The following is a 19,238-nucleotide window of genomic DNA, read 5'->3' as shown; positions in this document are numbered from 1 at the left end:
GGGCGCCGTCGAGGCGGGCGGCCAGCGCAGCGACCGTGGGCGCGCCGAAGATCTCGCGGATGCCCAGCTCCACACCGAGCGCGCCGCGGATCTGCGCGACCAGGCGCATGGCGAGCAGGGAGTGGCCGCCCAGTTCGAAGAAGTCGTCGTCGACGCCGACTTCGGGCAGGCCGAGGACGGCGGCGAACAGGCCCGCCAGGATCTCCTCGTGGGCGGTGCGCCGGGCGCGGCCGCCCGCGCGGTGGCCGGGGGCGGGCAGGGCGCGCCGGTCGAGCTTGCCGTTGGGCGTCACCGGCAGGGCGTCGAGGAGGACGACCGCCGGGACCATGTGCGCGGGCAGGGTCTCGGCGAGGGCGGCGCGCAGGGCCGCCGGGGTGGGCTCGGCGCCGGGGGCGGGCACGGCGTAGGCGACCAGGCGCGGGTCGCCGGGCCGGTCCTCGCGGACCACGGCGGCGGCCTGGGCGATGCCGGCGCAGGCGGCCACGGCGCTCTGCACCTCGCCGAGTTCGATACGGAAGCCGCGGATCTTGACCTGGTCGTCGGTGCGGCCGAGGTATTCGAGGACGCCGTCGGCCGTCCAGCGCACCAGGTCGCCGGTGCGGTACATCCGCTCGCCCGGTGCGAAGGGGCAGGCCACGAACCGTTCGGCGGTCAGGGCGGGGCGGCCGAGGTAGCCGCGGGCAAGCTGCACACCGGCGAGGTAGAGCTCACCGGCCACGCCGGGCGCGGTGGGCTCAAGCCGGTTGTCGAGGACGTACGTACGGGTGTTGGCGGCGGGGCGGCCGATGGGCACGGTGGTGGCGCCGGGGCGGCAGGCCCACAGCGTGACGTCGACGGCGGCTTCGGTGGGGCCGTACAGGTTGTGCAGCTCGGCCGTGGGCAGGGTGCGGAAGAACGCGTCCTGGGTGAGCGGGGACAGTGCCTCGCCGCTGCTGATGACGCGACGCAGCGAGTGCGCCTTCGCCGCGTCCGGCTCGCGCAGGAAGACGTCCAGCATGGACGGCACGAAGTGGGCGGTGGTGACGGACTCGCGGGCGATGAGGTCGGCGAGGTAGGCCGGGTCCTGGTGTCCCTCCGGCCGGGCGACCACGAGGGTGGCGCCGTTCAGCAGCGGCCAGAAGAACTCCCAGACAGACACGTCGAATCCGCACGGGGTCTTCTGGAGCACCCGGTCGTCGGAGGTCAGGCCGTATTCACGCTGCATCCAGGCGAGCCGGTTGACGATGGCGCGGTGGGAGATCAGGGCGCCCTTGGGGCGGCCGGTGGAGCCGGAGGTGAAAATCGCGTACGCGGGGTGGTCGGGGTCGAGGGCGGGCCGGGGTGCGCCGGGCGCCGCGGGGAGCGGGGCGTCCAGGCGCAGGGTCTGCACTCCGGGCGCCTGCCAGTCAGTGCCGATCAGCAGCGCGGGCCGGGCGTCGGCGAGGATGCCGTGGTTGCGGGCCTCCGGCTGGCCCAGGTCGACGGGCAGATAGGCGGCGCCCGCCTTGAGGACGCCGTAGAGGGCGACGACGAGGTCGAGCGAGCGGGGCAGCGCGACCGCGACCAGGCTCTCGGGGCCGATGCCCCGAGCGGCCAGGACGGACGCCAATCGGCCGGCCCGCTCGTCGAGTTCGCGGTAGCTCAAGCTCTCGCCCTCGAAGACCACGGCGGTGGCGTGCGGGGTGCGGGCCGCCTGGGCTTCGAAGAGCTCGGGCAGGGTGGTGGCGGGCAGGTCGGCGGCGGTGTCGTTCCACTGCGTCAGGACGCGGTGGCGCTCGTCGTCGGTGAGGGTGTCGAGCGCGGCGAGGGGGGCTGCGGGGTCGGTGGTCCAGCCGTCGAGGAGCCGCACCAGGCGGGAGCCGAGGTCGGCGGCGCGGTCGCCGTCGAGGAGTTCGGGGTGGTGGCTGAGCCGCAGGCCCAGCGTGGCGCCCGGCTCCACCACCAGGGTGAGCGGGAAGTGGGTGGTGTCGCGGAACGAGATCCGGGTGTCCAGGTCGAGGCCGGGCACATCCAGCCGGTAGTCGCCGAGGGGGAAGTTCTCGAAGACCAGGTTGGTGTCGAAGAGCGCGGCCGGGGAGCCCGCCAGGCGCTGGATCTCGGTGAGTGCGAGGTGGTCGTGGTCGAGCAGGTCGGTGCGCTGGTGCTGGAGGCGGCCGCACAGGTCGGCGAGGGAGGCGGTGGCCTCGATACGGGCCCGGACCGGCACGGTGTTGATGAGCATGCCGATCATGTCGTCGGCGCCGGGCAGTTCGGCCGGGCGGCCGCTGACGGTGCAGCCGAAGACGATGTCGTCCTGGCCGGTGGTCCGGGCCAGCAGCAGCGCCCAGGCGCCCTGGACGACGGAGGTGAGCAGCAGGCCCTGCTCGCGGGCCCGCGCGGTCAGCGCCGCCGTCTGCTCCTCGGTCAGCCGGAAGGTGACGTCCTCGGGGGTGGCACCGGGCGAGATCGGACCGCCCGGGGCGAGCCGGGTGGGCTGGCCGAGGCCGTCAAGGGCGGTGCGCCAGGCCGTCTCGGCGGCCGCCCGGTCGCGTGAGGCGAGGTGGTTCAGATAGGCGCGGTAGGGCCGGACCGGGGGCAGCTCCCCGGTCCCGTACAGCGTGAACAGCTCCTTGAAGAGCAGAGCGAACGACCAGCCGTCCAGCAGGATGTGATGGGCCGTCACCAGCAGCCGGTGGCGCTCTGCTCCCAGCCGCAGCAGGGTGAAGCGCAGCAGCGGGGGCCGACGGCTGTCGACGCCCGACTCCCAGTCCTGCTGGGTCAGTTCGGCGGCGCGGGCCTCGGCCTCCTCGTCCCCGAGGTGGCCGAGGTCGCTCTCCTGCCAGGCCAGCGGCATGTCGCGGCGGACCACCTGGACCGGGTCGCCGTTCTTGCGGTGGGTGAGGGAGACCCGCAGGTTGGCGTGGCGTCGCAGCAGGGTGTCCGCCGCCTCGCGCAGCCGGGCCGCGTCGAGCGCGCCCCGCAGGTCGACCGAGAACTGGGCGATGTAGAGGTGCCGGGAGTCCTGGTCGTACCCCGAGTGGAAGAGCATGCCCTCCTGGAGCGGGGACAGGGGCAGGATGTCCTCGACCGCCGACTGGCTGGTGTTCATGGCTGGTTCACTTCCGGTAGTTCGTCAGAGGGCTTCGAGGGAGGCCGCGAGGTCGTCCAGTTCGTCCTGGTCGATCGCGGCGAGGGTGAGGTCGGCGGCCACCGTGCCGCCGACGTCGGGCCGTTCGGCGTGGGCGACGAGCGCGGCGAGCATCCGGAACCAGGTCCCGGCGAGCGCGCGCACCTCCGCCTCGTCGAGCACGCCGGGCGCCCAGGCCCAGTCGGCGTGCAGGACCGGCCCGTCCGCCGTCTCCAGGACGATGGCGTTGACCTCGACGGCGTGCGCCATGGGCATGCCGGGTCCGGGGGCGTCCAGGCGGGCGCCGTACTCGGGCAGCATCTGCCAGTCCGCGTCGCTGGAACCCGGGAAACGGCCCAGGTAGTTGAAGCCGAGCCGCGGGCGGTCGGCGGCGGCCAACGGCCCGCCCGCCGGGTGCAGATGGCGCAGCAGCCCGTGGCCGAGGCCCTTGCCGGGGATCCGGCGCAGCTGCTCCTTCACCCGCCGCAGCGCGAGGCCTGCGGTGGGGCCGCCGGTCTCGGCGTCGGGGGCGGCGAGCCCGGCGAGGTCGAAGCGGGTGGGGAAGAGGGTGGTGAACCAGCCGACGGTACGGGAGAGATCGGCCTCTTCGGCGATCTCCTCGCGGCCGTGGCCCTCCAGGTTCACCAGGATGTCGCCCGGCTGCTCCAGCCAGTGGGCCAGCGCCAGCGCCAGGCCGGTCAGCAGGATCTCGTTGGCGTCGGCGCCCAGCCGCTCGGCCGTTGCGGTCAGCAGAGGCCGGGTGGTGGCGGCCGGCAGGGCGAGGGCGAGGTGTCCGGCGCGGTCCTCGTGGTCGCGGGCGGGGTCGAGCTCCCGGCGGCCGATCACCGCCGTGCCCGGGCGTACCACCTCGTTCCAGTACGGGAGTTCGCCCTGGCGCCGGTCCGCCTCCGCGACCAGCAGCTGGGACCAGCGGCGGAACGAGGTGGGGACGGCGTCGAGAACGGGTGCCCGCCCGTCGGCGACGGCCTGCCACGCCCGGGCCAGGTCGTCCGTCATGACCCGCCAGGAGATGCCGTCGACCACCATGTGGTTGACGACCAGGGCGAGACGGCCGGGCACGGTGGGCCCGGCGTCGCACCAGACCGCCTGCACCACGTTGCCGTCCGCGAGACGGAGCCGGTCGCGGGCGGCGTGCACCTCCCGCTCGATGTCCCCGGCCGTTTCCGCGACGGCCCGGGTCAGGCACTGTTCGGCCCGTACCGCGCCGACGGGGAGCGTGTGCGGCCCGTCGTCGCTCACGCGCAGCCGCAGCATGTCGTGGCGGTCCAGGAGCGCCTGGAGCACGGCGTGGGCGCCGTCGAGCGTGAGCCCGGCCGGGGTGCGCACCACCATGAACTGGTAGTAGCGGTCGGCCGGTCCGCCGCGCTCACGCAGCCAGTGCATGATCGGCGTGGGCACGACGGCGCCGACGCCGTCCTCCTGAAGGGGGCGTGCGGGCCGGGTCACGGGCCGGGCGGTCGCGGCCAGTCGTGCCACGTCCGGCTGGGAGAGCACGTCGCGGACGCTGACGGCCCAGCCCGCGCGGCGCACGGCCCCGACCACCTGGACCGCGATGATGCTGTCGCCGCCCAGCCGGACGAAACTGTCCTCGGGGCCGATGCCGGGCCTGGCGAACAGATCGGCCAGTACGCCGCACAGGACCTGCTCCTGCGGTGTCACTCGATTCTTCCCTTTCCTCGGGTGGTGGTGTCTTCGGGTCTCAGACGGTCGGGCCGGCGCCGAACAGCGTGCGCAGCCGGGCCCGGTCGACCTTTCCGTTGGCGGTCACCGGCAGCTCGTCAAGTGCCTGGAAGTGCTTGGGGACCATGTACGCGGGCAGGTGGGCCGCGCAGGCCGCGGCGAGCGCCTCGGCGTCGGTTCCACCGGCCCCGGTCCGGGTGTAGGCGGCGGCCAGCCGGGTGGAGCCCGCGACCGTCACCGCCACCACCACGGCCCGGCGCACGCCCGCCACGGCGTCGAGGACGGCTTCGACCTCGCCGGGCTCGACCCGGTAGCCGCTCACCTTCAGCTGGTCGTCGGCGCGGGCCACGAAGTGGAGGTCGGTGCCGTCGAACCGGACCAGGTCGCCGGTGGCGTAGCAGCGGCGCTCGGTGCCGTCCAGATGTGCCAGGGTGCGGAACTTGGCGTCGGTGAGCTCCTGGTCCCCGAGGTATCCAAGGCCCACCGACCCACCGGCGACGAACAGTTCGCCCTCCTCGCCGGGGGTGAACGGCCGCAGCACGCCGTCGGCGTGGGTGAGCAGCTCCGCCCCGGCGACCGCCCGGCCGATCGGCGGGTGGTCGGGCCAGTGGGCCGCGTCCTGGGGCGCCATCCGGTACTCGGTGACGACATGGGTCTCACTGGGCCCGTACTCGTTGACCAGCGTGACGCCGCCGACCGCGCAGAACTCCCGTACCTCGGCGTTGACCACCAGCCGCTCGCCGGCCACCGCGATCTCCCGCAGGTCCGGCATCGGGCGGTCCTCGAAGACCGCGGCCATCGCCAGCGCGTGCAACCCCACGACCGGCAGGAACAGCCGGGCCACCCGGTGTTCGCGGACCACCTCCATCAGCGTGAAGGGGTCCTGGCGCTGCTCGTCGTCCACGACCACCAGGCGGGCCCCGGCGAGCCAGGTGGCGACCAGTTCCTCGTAACCGACGTCGAAGCCGATGGAGGCCGCCTGCAAGGTGTGCGGCGGGCGGTCGTGGGACCAGCGGGTGCGGTGCCACTCGCCGAGCGCGGCCAGGATGCCGGGCGGCACGGCCACCGACTTGGGCTCCCCCGTCGAGCCGGAGGTGGGGATGACATAGCCGACCGGTCCCTCCAGCGGCTCCTCCAGCGCGGTGCCACGTACCTCGTCGATGGTGCACTCGGCCGGGCCGAGACCGGTCGGGGCGGTGTTGTCGGCGCGTACCACCAGATCGCTGAAGCGGGCGATCTTCGCGGCGCGGGGGGCCGGCATGGCGGGGTCGACGCTGACCACGCCCGCCCCGGCCCGCCAGGCGCCGAGCACTGCGGCACAGCGCGCCCACGAGCGGTGGGCGTGGACGGCGACCACCGTGCCCGGCCCGAGGCCGCGGGCGGCGAGTCCGCCCGCGATCTCGGCCGAGAGCTGGTCGAGTTCGGCGTAGGTGTGGTGGACGCCCTGGTCGACGACGGCGACCGAGGCGTGGTGGCGCCGTACGGCGGCGACCAGGAGATGACTCAGGCTCGCGTCGGTGGACATGGAGCTTCCTTCGTGTCGGTCCCGGTACGGGCGGTCAGGCATCCGGCGCTCCCTGGGTGTGCTCGGCGATCAGGGCGGCCAGCCGGTCGAGCCCCGACTCGATCTGATCAGTGGTCAGATAGCTGCAGGAGAGGCGGAGTTGGCGGCCAGAGCGGGCGTCGTCGCCGAAGTGGCGCATCGGAGTGAAGAGCACGCCGTGCCGTACGGCCGCCTCTTCCAGGAGCGCGTCGGTGACGGGGAACGGCACGGTCACCACCACGAAGAACCCACCCGCCGGGGTGTTCCAGGAGACGCCGGGCACCTCCGAGAAGCGGTGGTCGAGGCCCTTCAGGAGGCAGTCGAGGTTGCGGCGGTAGACGGCGATCGGCCGCTCGTTGGCGCGCAGCAGGCTGCCGCCGTGCTCCAGGAGCATGCCGCCGACCAGGGCCTGGCTCACCGGTGAGGTGTTGACGGTGACCATGCTCTTGGCTCGGGCGAGTTCGTCGGCGAGCAGGCCGCCGTCCGCCCCCGCGATCTTCTGGTCCGCCACCGCGAAGCCCACCCGGGCGCCGGGGAAACAGGTCTTCGCCAGCGACCCGAGGTAGACCACCCGCTGTTTGGTGTCGAGCGCCTTGAGCGTCGGCGGCCGCTCGCCCTCGGCTCGGAAGTAGCCGTAGGGGTTGTCCTCCAGGAGCAGGATGTCCTCCTCGGCGGCGATCTCCAGCAGGCGGTGGCGGGTCGTCAGGTCCAGCGAGTGGCCGCTGGGGTTGGAGAAGTCGGGCACCAGATACAGGGCCCGGGGCCGCTCCCCCGCGGCGCGCACGGCCCGGATCCGCTCGATCAGGTCCTCGGGCCGTACGCCGTCGGGGCCTTCGGGGACGGGCCGCACCGGCAGGTCGAGCAGCCGGGCCGCGCCGGTCAGTCCGACATACGTGGGCGTCACCGCGAGCACCACGTCGCGCTCGGAGGCCTTCAGGGCGCGCAGCACCAGCCACAGCGCCTCCTGGGCCCCGACGGTGACCACGACGGCCTCCGGGTCGACGGTGATGCCCTCGTCCAGTTCGAGCTGACGGGCGATCAGCTCGTGGACGACGCCCTTGGTCCGCCCGTACTGGAACAGCTCGCGGCGCACCCGCGCCTCGTCGTAGCCCTTGTGCTCGGCGAGGTGGCGCGCGTAGGCGTCCAGGTAGCGGTGGAGGTCGGCGAGGTCGAAGGTCTCCTCGGTGGGCCGGCCCGGCGCGAAGGAGATCGCGTCGGGGTAGCGGCCTGCCACCTCGTTGAGGAAGGTCATCGACACAAGCGCGGGGTCGGCGAGCGAGGCGTGCAGATCCGCGCGGTCGAGCAGTACGGGTGAGGTCATCGGACCGCTCCCCGCACGTCAAGGCGCCGGGCGTCGGTGGGTCCGGCGCAGCCGGAGAGCGTCAGCGCGGCCCGCAGTTCGCTCTCCACCAGCCGCAGCACGTCTCGTACGCCCTGCTCGCCGTCGACGGCCAGGCCCCACAGGACCGGACGGCCCAGCAGCACCCCGTCCGCGCCGAGCGCCAGCGCCTTGAGGATGTCGGTGCCACCGCGGATGCCGCTGTCGAGCAGCACCCGGCAGCTGTCGGGGACGGCTTCGCGGACGGCGGGCAGCAGCTCGATCGAGGTTGCCGCGCCGTCCAGTTGGCGGCCGCCGTGGTTGGAGACCACCACGGCGTCGGCGCCGAGGGCTGCGGCGCGGGCGGCGTCGCGCGGGTCCAGGACGCCCTTGACGATCAGCGGCAGCCGGGTCTCGGCGCGCAGCCGGGCCAGGTCGTCCCAGTCGAGGTCGTCCGCGAACGCCTCGGCGGTGTGCTCCGCGACGGCGGAGCTGCCGGCGTGCGCCTCGTGGGCCCGGCCGGTCGCGTCCCGGCCGAGATGGGCGGGCGCCACCTCGGGCGGCAGGGCGAAGCCGTGGCGCAGGTCCCGCAGCCGGCGCCCCATCACGGGGACGTCCACGGTCACCATCAGCGCCGAGCAGCCCGCCCGTTCGGCCCGCCGGACCAGTTCGGTGGTGGCCGCGCGGTCCCGCAGGCAGTAGAGCTGGAACCAGGTGTCCGCGCCGAGAGCGGTGATCTCCTCGACGGGCACGCTGCTGAGTGTGCTGAGCACGAACGGCACCCCGGCCGCCTTGGCCGCGCGGGCCGTGGCCACCTCGCCGTCGGGGTGCAGCAGCCGCTGGTACGCCATGGGGGCGACGGCGAGGGGCAGCGCCGCAGCTCGGCCGAGCAGGTCGGCCCCGGTGGTGCGGCCCGCGCCGCCGGTCAGGACCCGGGGCACCAGGCTGACGCGGTCAAGCGCGGCGCGGTTGGCGGCGAGGGTCAGCTCCTCGCCGCTGCCGCCCGCGAGGAAGTCCCAGATGTGCGCGGGCAGGCTCCGCTCGGCGAGGGCGGCGAAGTCCTCGGTGCGCACCGGTGCGTCGACGCTCACCGCAGCACGTCCTCGGTGCTCAGGCGCTCGGCCTCCACCGCCTCGTACAGGGCCTTGATGTTGCCGTTGCCGAACGTGCGGGCGCCGAACCGCTCGATCACCTCGTGGAAGAGGGTGCGCCTGGGGTGGGTGGAGCGGGTGAAGATCTGGAAGAGCTGGCCGTCGTGGTCCTCGTCGACCAGGATGTGCAGGCCGTGCAGTTCCTCGGTGGTGTGCCGGGTCAGCTCCAGGCGGTCGGCGAGCATGGCGTAGTAGGTGTCGGGCACGGAGAGGAACTGCACGCCGCGCTCGCGCAGGGTGCCCACCGCGTGGATCACGTCGCGGGCGGCGAACGCCAGGTGCTGGACGCCGGAGCCGCCGCGCTCGTCCAGGAAGCGGTCGATCTGCCCGGGCTGGGCGCTGGTGTCGGGCTGGATCAGGGTGAGGGTGACCTCTCCGGTGGCGCTCTGCACCACCTGGGACTCCATCGCCTGCGCGCCCACCTTGATCAGCTCGCTGAAGATGTTCCGGAAACCGAGCACCTGGGTGTAGAAGTCGACCGTGCGCTCCAGCTCCCCGGCGCGCAGACAGACCGCGAAGTGGTCGAGCTCCTCAAGGAGTTCATCGGCGGGGGCCACTGCGGCGTCCGCCAGGAGGGTGAAGCCCGGCGGCAGCGCGTCGGGGCCGGGCTCGACGAGGGTGTGCACGACGTCGCCGAAGCCCGCGATGACCGCGCTGGTGCGGCCGTCCTCATGGCGTCTGGGCACGGCGAGCGGCACCGCTCCCCGCGAGACCGCCTCGGCGAAGGCGGCCGGGACGTCGGCAACGGTGAGCGCGATGTCGGCGACTCCGTCGCCGTGGGCCAGGACGTACTCGGCGCCCCGGTGGTGCGGCGAGCGGGCCTGGGTCAGTACGAGGGTGATACGGCCCTGGCGCAGCGCCAGGGACTCGGCCTCCTCGGAGGCCGCGCGGGCCACCGGGCGGAAGCCGTAGGCCTCGGTCAGCTCGGCGGCGGCCGTCGTCAGGTCGGCGACGTAGTGCTCGACATGGCTGATGCCGAAGGCGGGTGCGTAGGTCATGGTGGTGCCGTTCATCAGTGGGTGGCGGTGGCGGGAGTGCCGAGCGCGGCGATCCGGGTGGGCAGGGCGTTCCAGACGGCGGGGGTGTAGAAGTGCCCGCCGGGCAGGACGTCATGGCGGAATCCGCCGGTGGTCAGGCCCGCCCAGCGCGGGCCGAGGTCGTCCCCGATCACCGGGTCGTCCGCCCCCGAGAGGACCTGCAGGGGCACGTCGACGCGGGTGCCGGGGGCGAAGGTGAAGGTGTCGCGGGCCTGGATGTCGGCGCGCATCAACTCCACGGCCATCTCGGTGAGTTCGGGTTCGTCCAGGACATGCGCGGGCAACAGACCGTGGGTGCGCATCCAGTCGAGGAGTTCGCCGTCGTGCTGGCCCTGGGCGGGGAACCGGTCGCGCTCGGTGAGGCCCTGGTCGGGCGCGTTGCAGGCGGAGACGACCAGCGACTGCGGCACCGGGGCGCCGGCCGCCGCGAGGCGGGCGGTGACCTCGAAGGCCATCCAGCCGCCCATGCTGTGCCCGAACAGGATGTACGGGCCGTCGGCCGCGACGGAGGCGACGGCGTGCGCGGCGTCCGCCGCGAGCTCGTCCCAGCTCTGCGCGCACTCCTCCAGGAAGCGGCCCTCGCGCCCCGGGTAGCAGACGGCCACCAGGTCGGTGTCGTCGGGCAGCGCCGGGATCCAGGGGTGGAAGGAGGCCGTGCCGCCACCGCAGAAGCCCAGGCAGACCAAGGTGCGGGCGGGGTTCGGGCGCTGGGTGAGGCGGACCACGGTGGTGTCGGGGGCGCTCATGCGGCACCGCCCGCCCGGACCGACTCCGCGTGCCGGGCCAGATCGCTCAGCCGGGGGAAGCGGTAGACGTCCTTGGTCGGCAGGACGATCCCGGTGGCCCGCTTGAGCCGGGAGACCACCCTCAGCGCCACCAGCGAATGCCCGCCCAGCGCGAAGAAGTTCTCGTCCGCGTGGACGCTGTCGCGGCCCAGCACCTCGGCCCACACCTCGGCGATGAGCTGCTCCAGCTCGCCCTCGGGCGCCCGCCCCTCAGCGGTGGCGACCGCTGTGACCTCGGGCAGCGCCGCGGTGTCGACCTTGCCGCCGGGGGTCAGCGGCAGCGCCTGGAGCCGCACGAACGCCGACGGCACCACATGGCCGGGCAGCGTGGACGCGCAGTGCGCGCGCAACTCGTCGTCGCTCACCACCGCGTCCGGCGCGGTGACGCAGTACGCCGCCAGCAGGGTGTCCCCGTCCGGGCCGGTGCGCAGCGCGGCGACGGCGGCACTGACCTCCGGGTGCTCGCGCAGCCGGTCCTCCACCTCGCCCGGCTCCACCCGGAAGCCGCGGACCTTGATCTGCCGGTCGGTACGCCCGAGGAACGCCAGCGTGCCGTCCGGGCGGTGGCGCACCCTGTCGCCGGTGCGGTACATCCGGCTGCCGTCGGCCGCGAAGGGGTCCGCGACGAACCGTTCGGCGGTCAGCCCCGGCCGTCCGGCATAGCCGACGGCCAACGCCGGGCCCGCCAGATACAGCTCACCGGTGCCGACCGGCGCCAGCGCCTCGTCGAGCACATAGGCGCGCACATGGGCCAGCGGCTCGCCGAGGTGCGGCGCGGGGCCGGTGACCGGGGTCGCGGTGGCGTCGACGGTGCACTCGGTGGGCCCGTAAAGGTTCCAGGCGTCCTCCCCTTCGGCGAGCGAGCGCCACATCCGCTCCGGTATGGGCTCACCGCCGAGCAGCAGTCGCAGCCCGCGCCCCTGCAGCCGGGGGCCGACGAGCTGCCAGTGCGAGGGGGTGAAGTCCACTTCGGTGACGGAGTGTTCCTCCAGCAGCGCCACCAGACGGGCCGGGTCGGTGCGGTCGTCGTCGGAGAGCAGCACCAGGGTGTCGCCGCGGCAGATGCGGACCCACTGCTGCACCGAGGCGTCGAAGGACAGACTGGCGTTCCAGCCGACCACACGGTGACCGGCCGCGTAGACGCCGCGCTCCTCAAGAGCCTGCGCCAGCGCGCTCACGGCGCCCCGGGTGACCTCGACGCCCTTGGGGCGGCCGGTGGAACCCGAGGTGTGGATGACGTACGCCGGGTCGAGCGCGCCCGGGGCCACGTCGTCGAACCGCTCCGCGCCGAGCCCGTCCGGCCCCAGCACCGGCAGGCCGTCGGCCCACGTCACGGTGTCGGTGTCCGAGACCACCGCGCGCAGCCGCGCGTCGGCGGCGACGAAGGCGAGCCGGTCGTCGGGGTAGGCCGGGTCGAGCGGCACATACGCGGCGCCCGCCCGCCACACGGCCAGCGGTGCCACCGCCCAGTGCACTCCCCGGCGCGCGCTGATACCCACCCGGTCACCGCGGCCGACGCCCAGCGCGCGCAGCCGTCCGGCCAGTTGGGCCGTGCGCTCGCTCAGCTCGGCGAAGGTGAGGGAGGCGTCCGGGGCGTGGATCGCGATCCGGTCCGGTACCTCGGCCGCGGTGGCGAGGAAGCGCGCCACCAAGTCCTGCGGCTCAGCCATGGGACACCGCCGGGGCGGGGTCGACGGTCGGGGCGCAGTCGCTCACCGCGACCGGGTCGCCCATGGCGACCAGGATGCGGCGATCGCCGCGGTAGGGGTCGCGGGCGTGCGCGGCCAGGACGTTGTCGACGAGCATCAGGTCGCCCGGCTGCCAGGTGCGGCGCACCGTGGCCCGCTCGTACGCGGCGTTGACGGCCGCCAGGTCCTCGGCGGTGAGGGGGATGCCGTCGCCGATGGCGGTGGAGAACGGCAGGCCGTCCGCGCCGAGCTCCTCAAGGAGCACCTCGCGGATGTCCTCGTCCAGCGAGAACTCGCTCCAGAACGCCAGGTGGTTGAACCACACCTCGTCGCCGGTGTGCGGGTGGCGGATGATGCCGGGCCGCAGCTGCTCGGTGCGCAGATGCCCGTCCTCGCGCCACTGGCAGGAGATCAGGTTCTCGGCGCAGTACCGCTCGACGTCCTCGGCGCGGTCGGCGGCGAACGCGGCCTGCCAGGCGACGGAGAGGGTTTCCGAGTAGTTCCGCGTCAGCACCCAGCCGTGCGCGCGCATCCGCTCGACCAGCTCGGGCGGGAGCAGGCGCAGCACCTCGCGGCAGTCGGCGACCGGGGTGGCGCCGCCCTCCTCGGGCGCGGTCAGGCAGCCGAAGAGCAGCAGCCCGGGGAAGGTCAGGGTGTAGCTGTTCTCGTTGTGCGGCCGGATCGCCTGGGCGGCCGGCAGGTCGGTGGAGGAGAAGACCCCGCCGCCGTAGTCGCTGCGCGGGGTGGCCTTCTCTCGGTACGGGGTCGCGGTCGGGATCAGCTCATCGCGGACCAGCGCGAAGTCCTCCACGCTGTGGACCGGGAGGCCGCGCAGGTAGATGGCGCCGAACCGGTGGAGTGCGGCACGCAGTTCCTCACGGTGGGCGGCGAGCCAGTCGCGGGCGGCCGCCGCGTCGGCGAGCTCGGGCGCGTCGGCGGTGGCCGGGGCGCCCGGCTCGGTGTGCCAGTGCAGTGCGGTGGTCATCGCGTACCGCCCGAGGCGTGGCGCAGCTCCAGGGTGCAGCACTTGACGCTGCCGCCGCCCTTGAACAGCTCCGACAGGTCCACGCCGATCGGGGTGAAGCCACGGTCGGCGAGCCGGTCCGCGAGGTTGCCCGCAGTCTCCGACAGCAGCACGTTGCGACCGTCCGAGACGGCGTTGAGCCCGAACACCTCGGCGTCGGCCTCCTCGGCGAGCAGCGCGTCGGGGTACAGCTCGCGCAGCACCTCGCGGCTCTCCGGGGAGAACGCGCCCGGGTAGTACATGACTTCGTCGTCGTCGAGTACGGCGAGCGCGGTGTCCAGGTGGTAGAAGCGCGGGTCGACCAGGGTCAGGCTGACCACGGGCGCGCCGAGCACCTGCTCGGCCTCGGCGTGCGCGGCCAGGTCGGTGCGGAAGCCCGTACCGGCGAGGATGCGGCCGCCGGCGACCAGGTAGTCGCCTTCGCCCTCGTTGGTGTGGCGGGCGGCGTGCACCACCTGGTAGCCGTGCTGCTCGAACCACGCCTGGTAGGCGGGGGCTTCGTCGGTGCGCTCGGCGTGGCGGAAGTTGGCGACGAGGACGCGGTCGTCCAGGACGGTGGCGCCGTTGGCCGAGTACACCATGTCGGGCAGGCCCGGCACCGGGTCGATCAGCTCGACGGTGTGGCCGAGCTCCTGGTAGAGCGCGTACAGCCGCTCCCACTGGAGTACCGCGAGCGCGGTGTCGGTCGGCTTGGCCGGGTCCATCCAGGGGTTGATCTTGTAGGAGACGGTGAAGTGGCTGGGGCGGCACATCAGGTAGTGCCGGGGCCGGGCGGTGCGCTGTGTCGTCATGGCTCAGATCTCCTTCGTCGCGGCGATCAGGCTGGCCGGACGCAGATCGGTCCAGGTCGTCTCGATGTGGTCCAGGCACTCCTGGCGGGCGGCCGGGCCGTGGCTGGTGTGCCAGCCGGCGGGGATCGTGAGCGAGGCGGGCCACAGCGAGTGCTGGTTCTCCTCGTTCACCAGGACGAGGTAGACGGCCTCTTCGTCCTCGAAGGGGTTGGTCACGAGTGCTCCTCTTGTTTCATCGAAAGAAGGTCGGCGAAGGAAGGTCTGCCGAGGGAGGGGTTGGTCGAAGGGGCGGGGCGGCGGCGATGCGCCAGCCACCGGGCAGGGGGTATGTCGCCAGCGCACGGCGGCAGATGGCCAGCGCCGTGTCCCGGGCGGTCCGCTCCCCGCTCGCCACGGTGAACATCCCGAGGTGGAGGCGGCCCGGACGGCCGGCCTGGACGCTGATGTGTTCCAGGCGTTCGCCGCGGGCCGCCGCCGTCCAGAGCAGGTCGACGATGCGGGCGCCGTCCGCCGTGCGGACCGCCGCGGCATCGACCGCGTCGAGGGTGATGACGGTCAGCTCCACGCCGGAGTACGTCAGTTCCGGACGGGGCCGTCATCGGCCACCGCGGAGGTCGTACGGACGGCGCGCAGGGAGGAAGAAGTCATGGAGGTGCCCTCGTCTGAAATGGGAGGAAGAAGATCCGGGAACCGCCCGGCGCTGCGCCGCGGCGATGACTCCATCCTGACCGGCGTCCACCCCCCAGGGAACACGTTTTGGCTGGTCAGAAGCGGACAGGCCGCTTTGTGACACCGCGCCGTGCCCCTCGCGTATACGTGTAGACGCGAGGTCTATGGGCTGTAGATGGCCGCGTTCCACACTGGGCGCGGATCCGCCGGAACAGCGGATCCGCTGGGGAATCGGCACACGATAGGGGTAGGGGATGTCCGCGACGCTCGGTATGGAGGCGCTGGACCGGACGGTGTACCAGAGGATGCTCGACCAGCCGGTCGAGGGCGTGGCCGAGCTCGCCGCCGAGTTGGCCGTCGCACCGGACGACATCCGCGCCTGTCTCGACCGGCTGTTCGCGCTGCGTCTGGTGCAGATGTCGTTCGAGGCGCCCGGCCGGTTCACCGTGGTCGACCCGGTGCTCGGGGTGAAGCGGCTGCTCGACCAGCAGCACGACGAACTGCTGCGGCGCCAGCACGAGATGGCCAGCAGCCATCAGGCGCTGGTCCGCATCCTCGCCGGCTCGGGCGGCCCCGCACAGGGGGCGGACGGGGTCGAGCGGCTGGCCGGGCCCGACGCGGTGCGGCGGCGGCTGGAGCGGCTGACCCTGGAGGCCCGGCACGAGATCCTCACCTTCCTGACGGACGCCCCCCGGTCACCGGCCGCGCTGGAGGCCGCGCGCCAGGGCGACACGCTCGCCCTCCAGCGCGGGGTGACGATCCGCACCGTCGCCCTCGACAGCGTCCGCGACGACACGGCGACCTTGGACCACACCCGCGAACTGGCGGCCCTGGGCGGCCAGTTCCGCACCGTCGCCGCACTGCCGACCCCGCTGGTCGTCGTCGACCGCTCGCATGCCCTGGTGGCGATGGACCCGGCCGACAGCCGCCAGGGCGCGCTCTGCCTCTCCGCCCCCGGCATGATCGCTCCCCTGCTCGCCCTCTTCGAGCGGGTCTGGGGCGGGGCCGCCCCGCTGGGCGACGACGCGGCCGGGGCCCGCTACGTACCGAACGAGCAGGAGCAGGCCCTGCTCACCCTGCTCGCCCACGGCCACACCGATGAATCCGCCGCGATCCAGCTCCACATCTCGGGGCGCACCGCCCGGCGGATCATGGCATCGCTCAACGAGCGGCTGGGCGCCCGCAGCCGCTTCGAGGCGGGGCTGCGTGCGGCGCGGCTCGGCTGGATCTGACCGGCGGGCCCGACACGAACGCGGCGGGCGAAGGCACCCGACACCCACGGTCCGGCCCGGGGCCCGACATAAACACCCCGTCAGGATGATTCACCGCAGGGCGTCCTCTGACCGTAGGATGACGCTCCATTTACTTACCGGCCGCCGCGATGACCAGCGGGAACTCGGCCGATGAGAGCCATGCGGGAACACCCCGGGGGGACCGTGGAATTCTTCGTGCTCGGTGCGGTGGGCATCCGCGTCGACGACACCGTCGTGCCGGGAGGCTCCCCCCAGCAGCAGGCGACACTGGCCGCGCTGGCGCTGCGCGCCGGACATGTCGTCCCGGTGCACGAGCTGATGAGCAACGTATGGGGCGAGGCGGCACCGGGCTCCGCGGTGATGATCCTTCGGACCTACGTCTGGAAGTTGCGCAAGATCCTGGAGAACGGCGGAAGCGCCCCCCAGGTGCTGGCCTCCGCGGGCGACGGCTACCGGCTCACCGCCGATCCGCTCTCCGTCGACGCGCTGCGCGCCGAGCGGCTGGCCACCGAGACGGCGCGCGCCCGCCAGGCCGAGCGCTACGACGAGTGCGCCGAGCTGCTCTCCGAGGCCGTGGCGCTGTGGCGGGGCGAGCCGCTCGCCGGGGTGCCGGGGCCGTTCGCCGACCACCAGCGCTCCCGGCTGGCCGAACTGCGGCTGCATCTGCTGGAGGAGCGGTTCGACCTCGACATCCTGCTGGGCCGCCATGCCCAGGTCGTCCCGGCGCTCACCGGGTTCATCAAGGAGCAGCCGCTGCGCGAGCGGCCGTACGGGTTCTTGATGCGTGCCCTGTTCGCCGCCGGACGCCAGGCCGACGCCCTCGCCCTGTTCGCCACCGCCCGGGATGTGCTCGCCGCGGAGCTCGGCCTCGACCCGGGCCCGGAGCTCCAGGCGCTGCACCAGCGCATCCTGGAGGGCGACCCCGCGCTGCTGGCGACGGTGCGGGCCCAGGTCCCCGCCGTACCGGCGGCCCGCCCGGAGGAAGCCGACGGCGCCGGGCGCGGCGCCACCGCCGCCTTCGCGCGCCCGGCGCAACTCCCCGCGGACATCGCCGACTTCAGCGGCCGCGCGAGCGCGCTGGACGCCCTGCACAGGACGCTCGCCGACGAGGACCGCACCGCGCTGGCGGTCGCCACGGTGAGCGGGATGGGCGGCATCGGCAAGAGCGCCCTGGCGCTGCGGGTCGCCCACCGGGCCAAGGACGCCTACCCCGACGGCCAGCTCTACGCCGATCTGCGGGGCACCAGCGCGGACGCGGCCGCCCCCGCCGCGGTCCTGGCCAGCTTCCTGTCCGCGCTGGGCGTGCCCCGCCAGGAGATACCCGGCTCGGTCGAGGACCGGGCCCGGCTGTTCCGTACCGTCCTCGACGGCCGGCGCGTCCTGCTGCTCCTGGACGACGCCCGGGACGCCGCCCAGGTCAAGCCGCTGCTGCCGGGCGCCGTGCGCTGCGGGGTCGTGGTCACCAGCCGCGCCCGCCTCGCCGGTGTGCCGTCCGGCAGCCATGTCCAGCTGGCCGGGTTCACCCCCGGCGAGGCCCTCTCGCTGCTGCGGCACATCGCGGGTGCGGAGCGGATCGACCAGGAGGAGTCCGCCGCGGTCGCGCTCGTCGGCGCCTGCGCCCATCTGCCGCTGGCGGTACGCATCGTGGCGGCCCGGCTGGCCGCGCGGCCGGGGTGGACGGTGGCGCATCTCGTGGCCCGGCTGGCCGACGAGCGGCGACGGCTGACCGAGCTGCGGGCCGACGACCTGGCGGTGGCCGCCGTCTTCGAACTCGGCTACCGCCAGCTCCCCCAGGAGCAGGCCCGCGCGTTCCGCTCGCTCGCCCCGGTGACCTGGCCGAGCATCTCTTTGGAGGCGGCCGCGGCAGCGCTGGACCTGGGCGAGGGCGACACCGAGGAGCTCCTGGAGGCACTGGTGGACGCGGCGCTGCTGGAGTCCCCGGAACCGGGCCGCTACCGCTACCACGACCTCGGCCGGGACTTCGCCCTCCATCTGCCCCGGCCGGAGGGCGACCCGGACTCCGAATTCACCGTGGCCTGCCGCCTGCTCCACCATCTGCTGCGGCGGGCCGCCGCGGCGTTCGAGCGGATGGTCCCCGGCGACCCGGTGCACAGCACCATCGCCACCATGACCGCCGAGCCCTACGACGGATTCGCCGACCTCGCCGAGGCCCGCGCGTGGGTCGTCGCCGAGGCGGAGTGCGCTATCCGCACCGTCCAGCTGCTGCTGAGAAGACCCGGCAGTCCTGATCCGGCCCTGCTGACGACGGCCGCCGACCTCCTGGTGGCGCTCAGCTCCTTCGGTCAGGACATCCCGTACGCGAAGATGGCCGCGACGTCCACGGCGCTCGCCGACACGGCGACCCGCGCCGGAGTCCATCGCGCGGCCGGCCGCGCCCACTTCATCTGCGGCAACGCGGCCCTCCAGGCGACCCGCCTCGGCCAGGCGCGCACCCACTCCGAACTGGCCGCCGAGGCCTGCCGACGGGCCGGTGACCGGGCCATCCTCCAGCAGGCGTACAACGACCTCGGGGTCATCGCCCAGTTCGAGCAGCGTTACGACGACGCGGCCGCCCACTTCGACCAGGCGCTCGCCCTGGCGCGGGAGCAGGGCCAGCGCACGGCCGAGCTGTTCACCACGCTCAACGCGGCCCTGGCCCGGATCCGCGGCGGTCGCGCCGCCGAGGCGCTGCCCTCCTGCGAGGAGGCACTGAGCGCCCTGCGCGCCATGGCGGACCCGCACGGGGTGGCCCACGCACTGTGCGTACGCGGGCAGGCCCTGCACGAGCTGGACCGTCCGCACGAGGCGCTCGCCAGCTACGCCGAGTGCCTTCAGCTGTGCGAGGCCGAGCGGATTCCCGGCCAGCGGGCACAGGCCCACTACCGGTCCGCCGAGACCCTGCGCGTCCTGGGCCGCATCGAGCCCGCGCTCGAAGCGGCGGGGCGGGCGGTGGCGTACTTCCGGACCGTGCCGGACCGCGCCCGGGACCGGGGCTACGCCCTGCTGATCCACGCCCGTACCTCGTGCGACGCCGGACACCTCAAGGAGGCCGAGGCGCACGCCGCCGAGGCGCTGGAGGTCTTCACCGCGGCCGGTCTGCCGGAGGCCGCGCAGGCAGCGGCACAGCTGAAGTCCTGACCACGCGGCACCCGCAACGCCCTGTCCCCGGCCGCGTCACCGCACAGCCGGGGAC

Annotated in this window: 14 protein-coding genes; 2 read left to right on the top strand and 12 right to left on the bottom strand. The window is 73.9% G+C overall.

The genetic code is table 11. The annotated features are described in order from the left end of the window. The 12 genes from BG418_RS17770 to BG418_RS17715 form a co-directional block, all read right to left on the bottom strand. A partial coding sequence (locus BG418_RS17770; protein WP_188274886.1) for a non-ribosomal peptide synthetase occupies window positions 1–3,067 on the bottom strand: 3,067 nt, incomplete at its 3' end. A 24-nt stretch (window positions 3,068–3,091) separates the two neighbouring features. Continuing rightward, window positions 3,092–4,765, bottom strand: a complete 1,674-nt coding sequence (locus tag BG418_RS17765) for a condensation domain-containing protein (RefSeq protein ID WP_188274885.1) — start codon at window positions 4,763–4,765, stop codon at window positions 3,092–3,094. Window positions 4,766–4,805: 40 nt separating this feature from the next. After that, entirely contained in the window at window positions 4,806–6,311 is a 1,506-nt protein-coding gene (locus BG418_RS17760; protein WP_188274884.1) for an AMP-binding protein, read from the bottom strand. A gap of 34 nt (window positions 6,312–6,345) precedes the next feature. Further along, the gene (locus BG418_RS17755; RefSeq protein WP_188274883.1) at window positions 6,346–7,650 is read right to left on the bottom strand and encodes a PLP-dependent aminotransferase family protein; all 1,305 of its coding nucleotides are present in this window, start codon (window positions 7,648–7,650) and stop codon (window positions 6,346–6,348) included. Beyond that, window positions 7,647–8,738 (bottom strand): alpha-hydroxy acid oxidase, encoded by a 1,092-nt coding sequence (locus BG418_RS17750; RefSeq protein ID WP_188274882.1) that lies wholly within the window; start codon window positions 8,736–8,738, stop codon window positions 7,647–7,649. Before BG418_RS17750 ends, BG418_RS17755 begins: the two co-directional genes overlap by 4 nt. Further along, window positions 8,735–9,796 (bottom strand): 4-hydroxyphenylpyruvate dioxygenase, encoded by a 1,062-nt coding sequence (gene hppD / locus BG418_RS17745; protein WP_223185006.1) that lies wholly within the window; start codon window positions 9,794–9,796, stop codon window positions 8,735–8,737. Before hppD ends, BG418_RS17750 begins: the two co-directional genes overlap by 4 nt. A 14-nt stretch (window positions 9,797–9,810) precedes the next feature. Continuing rightward, complete coding sequence (locus BG418_RS17740) at window positions 9,811–10,581, bottom strand: thioesterase II family protein (protein ID WP_188274880.1); 771 nt, start codon at window positions 10,579–10,581, stop codon at window positions 9,811–9,813. Next, on the bottom strand, window positions 10,578–12,290 hold the full coding sequence (locus BG418_RS17735; RefSeq protein ID WP_188274879.1) for a non-ribosomal peptide synthetase: 1,713 nt from the start codon (window positions 12,288–12,290) through the stop codon (window positions 10,578–10,580). Before BG418_RS17735 ends, BG418_RS17740 begins: the two co-directional genes overlap by 4 nt. Continuing rightward, window positions 12,283–13,293, bottom strand: a complete 1,011-nt coding sequence (locus BG418_RS17730; RefSeq protein ID WP_188274878.1) for a TauD/TfdA family dioxygenase — start codon at window positions 13,291–13,293, stop codon at window positions 12,283–12,285. The genes BG418_RS17735 and BG418_RS17730 overlap by 8 nt, the downstream gene beginning before the upstream one ends. Beyond that, entirely contained in the window at window positions 13,290–14,123 is an 834-nt protein-coding gene (gene ddaH, locus BG418_RS17725; RefSeq protein ID WP_188274877.1) for a dimethylargininase, read from the bottom strand. Before ddaH ends, BG418_RS17730 begins: the two co-directional genes overlap by 4 nt. Before the next feature lie 3 nt (window positions 14,124–14,126). After that, on the bottom strand, window positions 14,127–14,339 hold the full coding sequence (locus BG418_RS17720; protein WP_188274876.1) for an MbtH family protein: 213 nt from the start codon (window positions 14,337–14,339) through the stop codon (window positions 14,127–14,129). 16 nt (window positions 14,340–14,355) lie between these two features. Then, window positions 14,356–14,688 (bottom strand): hypothetical protein, encoded by a 333-nt coding sequence (locus BG418_RS17715; RefSeq protein ID WP_188274875.1) that lies wholly within the window; start codon window positions 14,686–14,688, stop codon window positions 14,356–14,358. Window positions 14,689–15,046: 358 nt separating this feature from the next. Between BG418_RS17715 and BG418_RS17710 the strand changes: the two genes are divergently transcribed. Continuing rightward, entirely contained in the window at window positions 15,047–16,024 is a 978-nt protein-coding gene (locus BG418_RS17710) for a LuxR family transcriptional regulator (protein ID WP_188274874.1), read from the top strand. A gap of 204 nt (window positions 16,025–16,228) precedes the next feature. Continuing rightward, window positions 16,229–19,183 carry a BTAD domain-containing putative transcriptional regulator gene (locus BG418_RS17705; RefSeq protein ID WP_317453686.1) on the top strand — a complete coding sequence of 985 codons (2,955 nt, stop codon included), beginning with the start codon at window positions 16,229–16,231 and terminating at the stop codon, window positions 19,181–19,183. Window positions 19,184–19,238 lie beyond the last annotated feature (55 nt).

Source organism: Streptomyces sp. CBMA152 (genome assembly GCF_014596475.1).
In the GTDB taxonomy this organism is placed as follows: Bacteria; Actinomycetota; Actinomycetes; order Streptomycetales; family Streptomycetaceae; genus Streptomyces.
The sequence above is the reverse complement of the archived record's forward strand: the minus strand, read 5'-3'. Positions and strand labels throughout refer to the sequence as shown.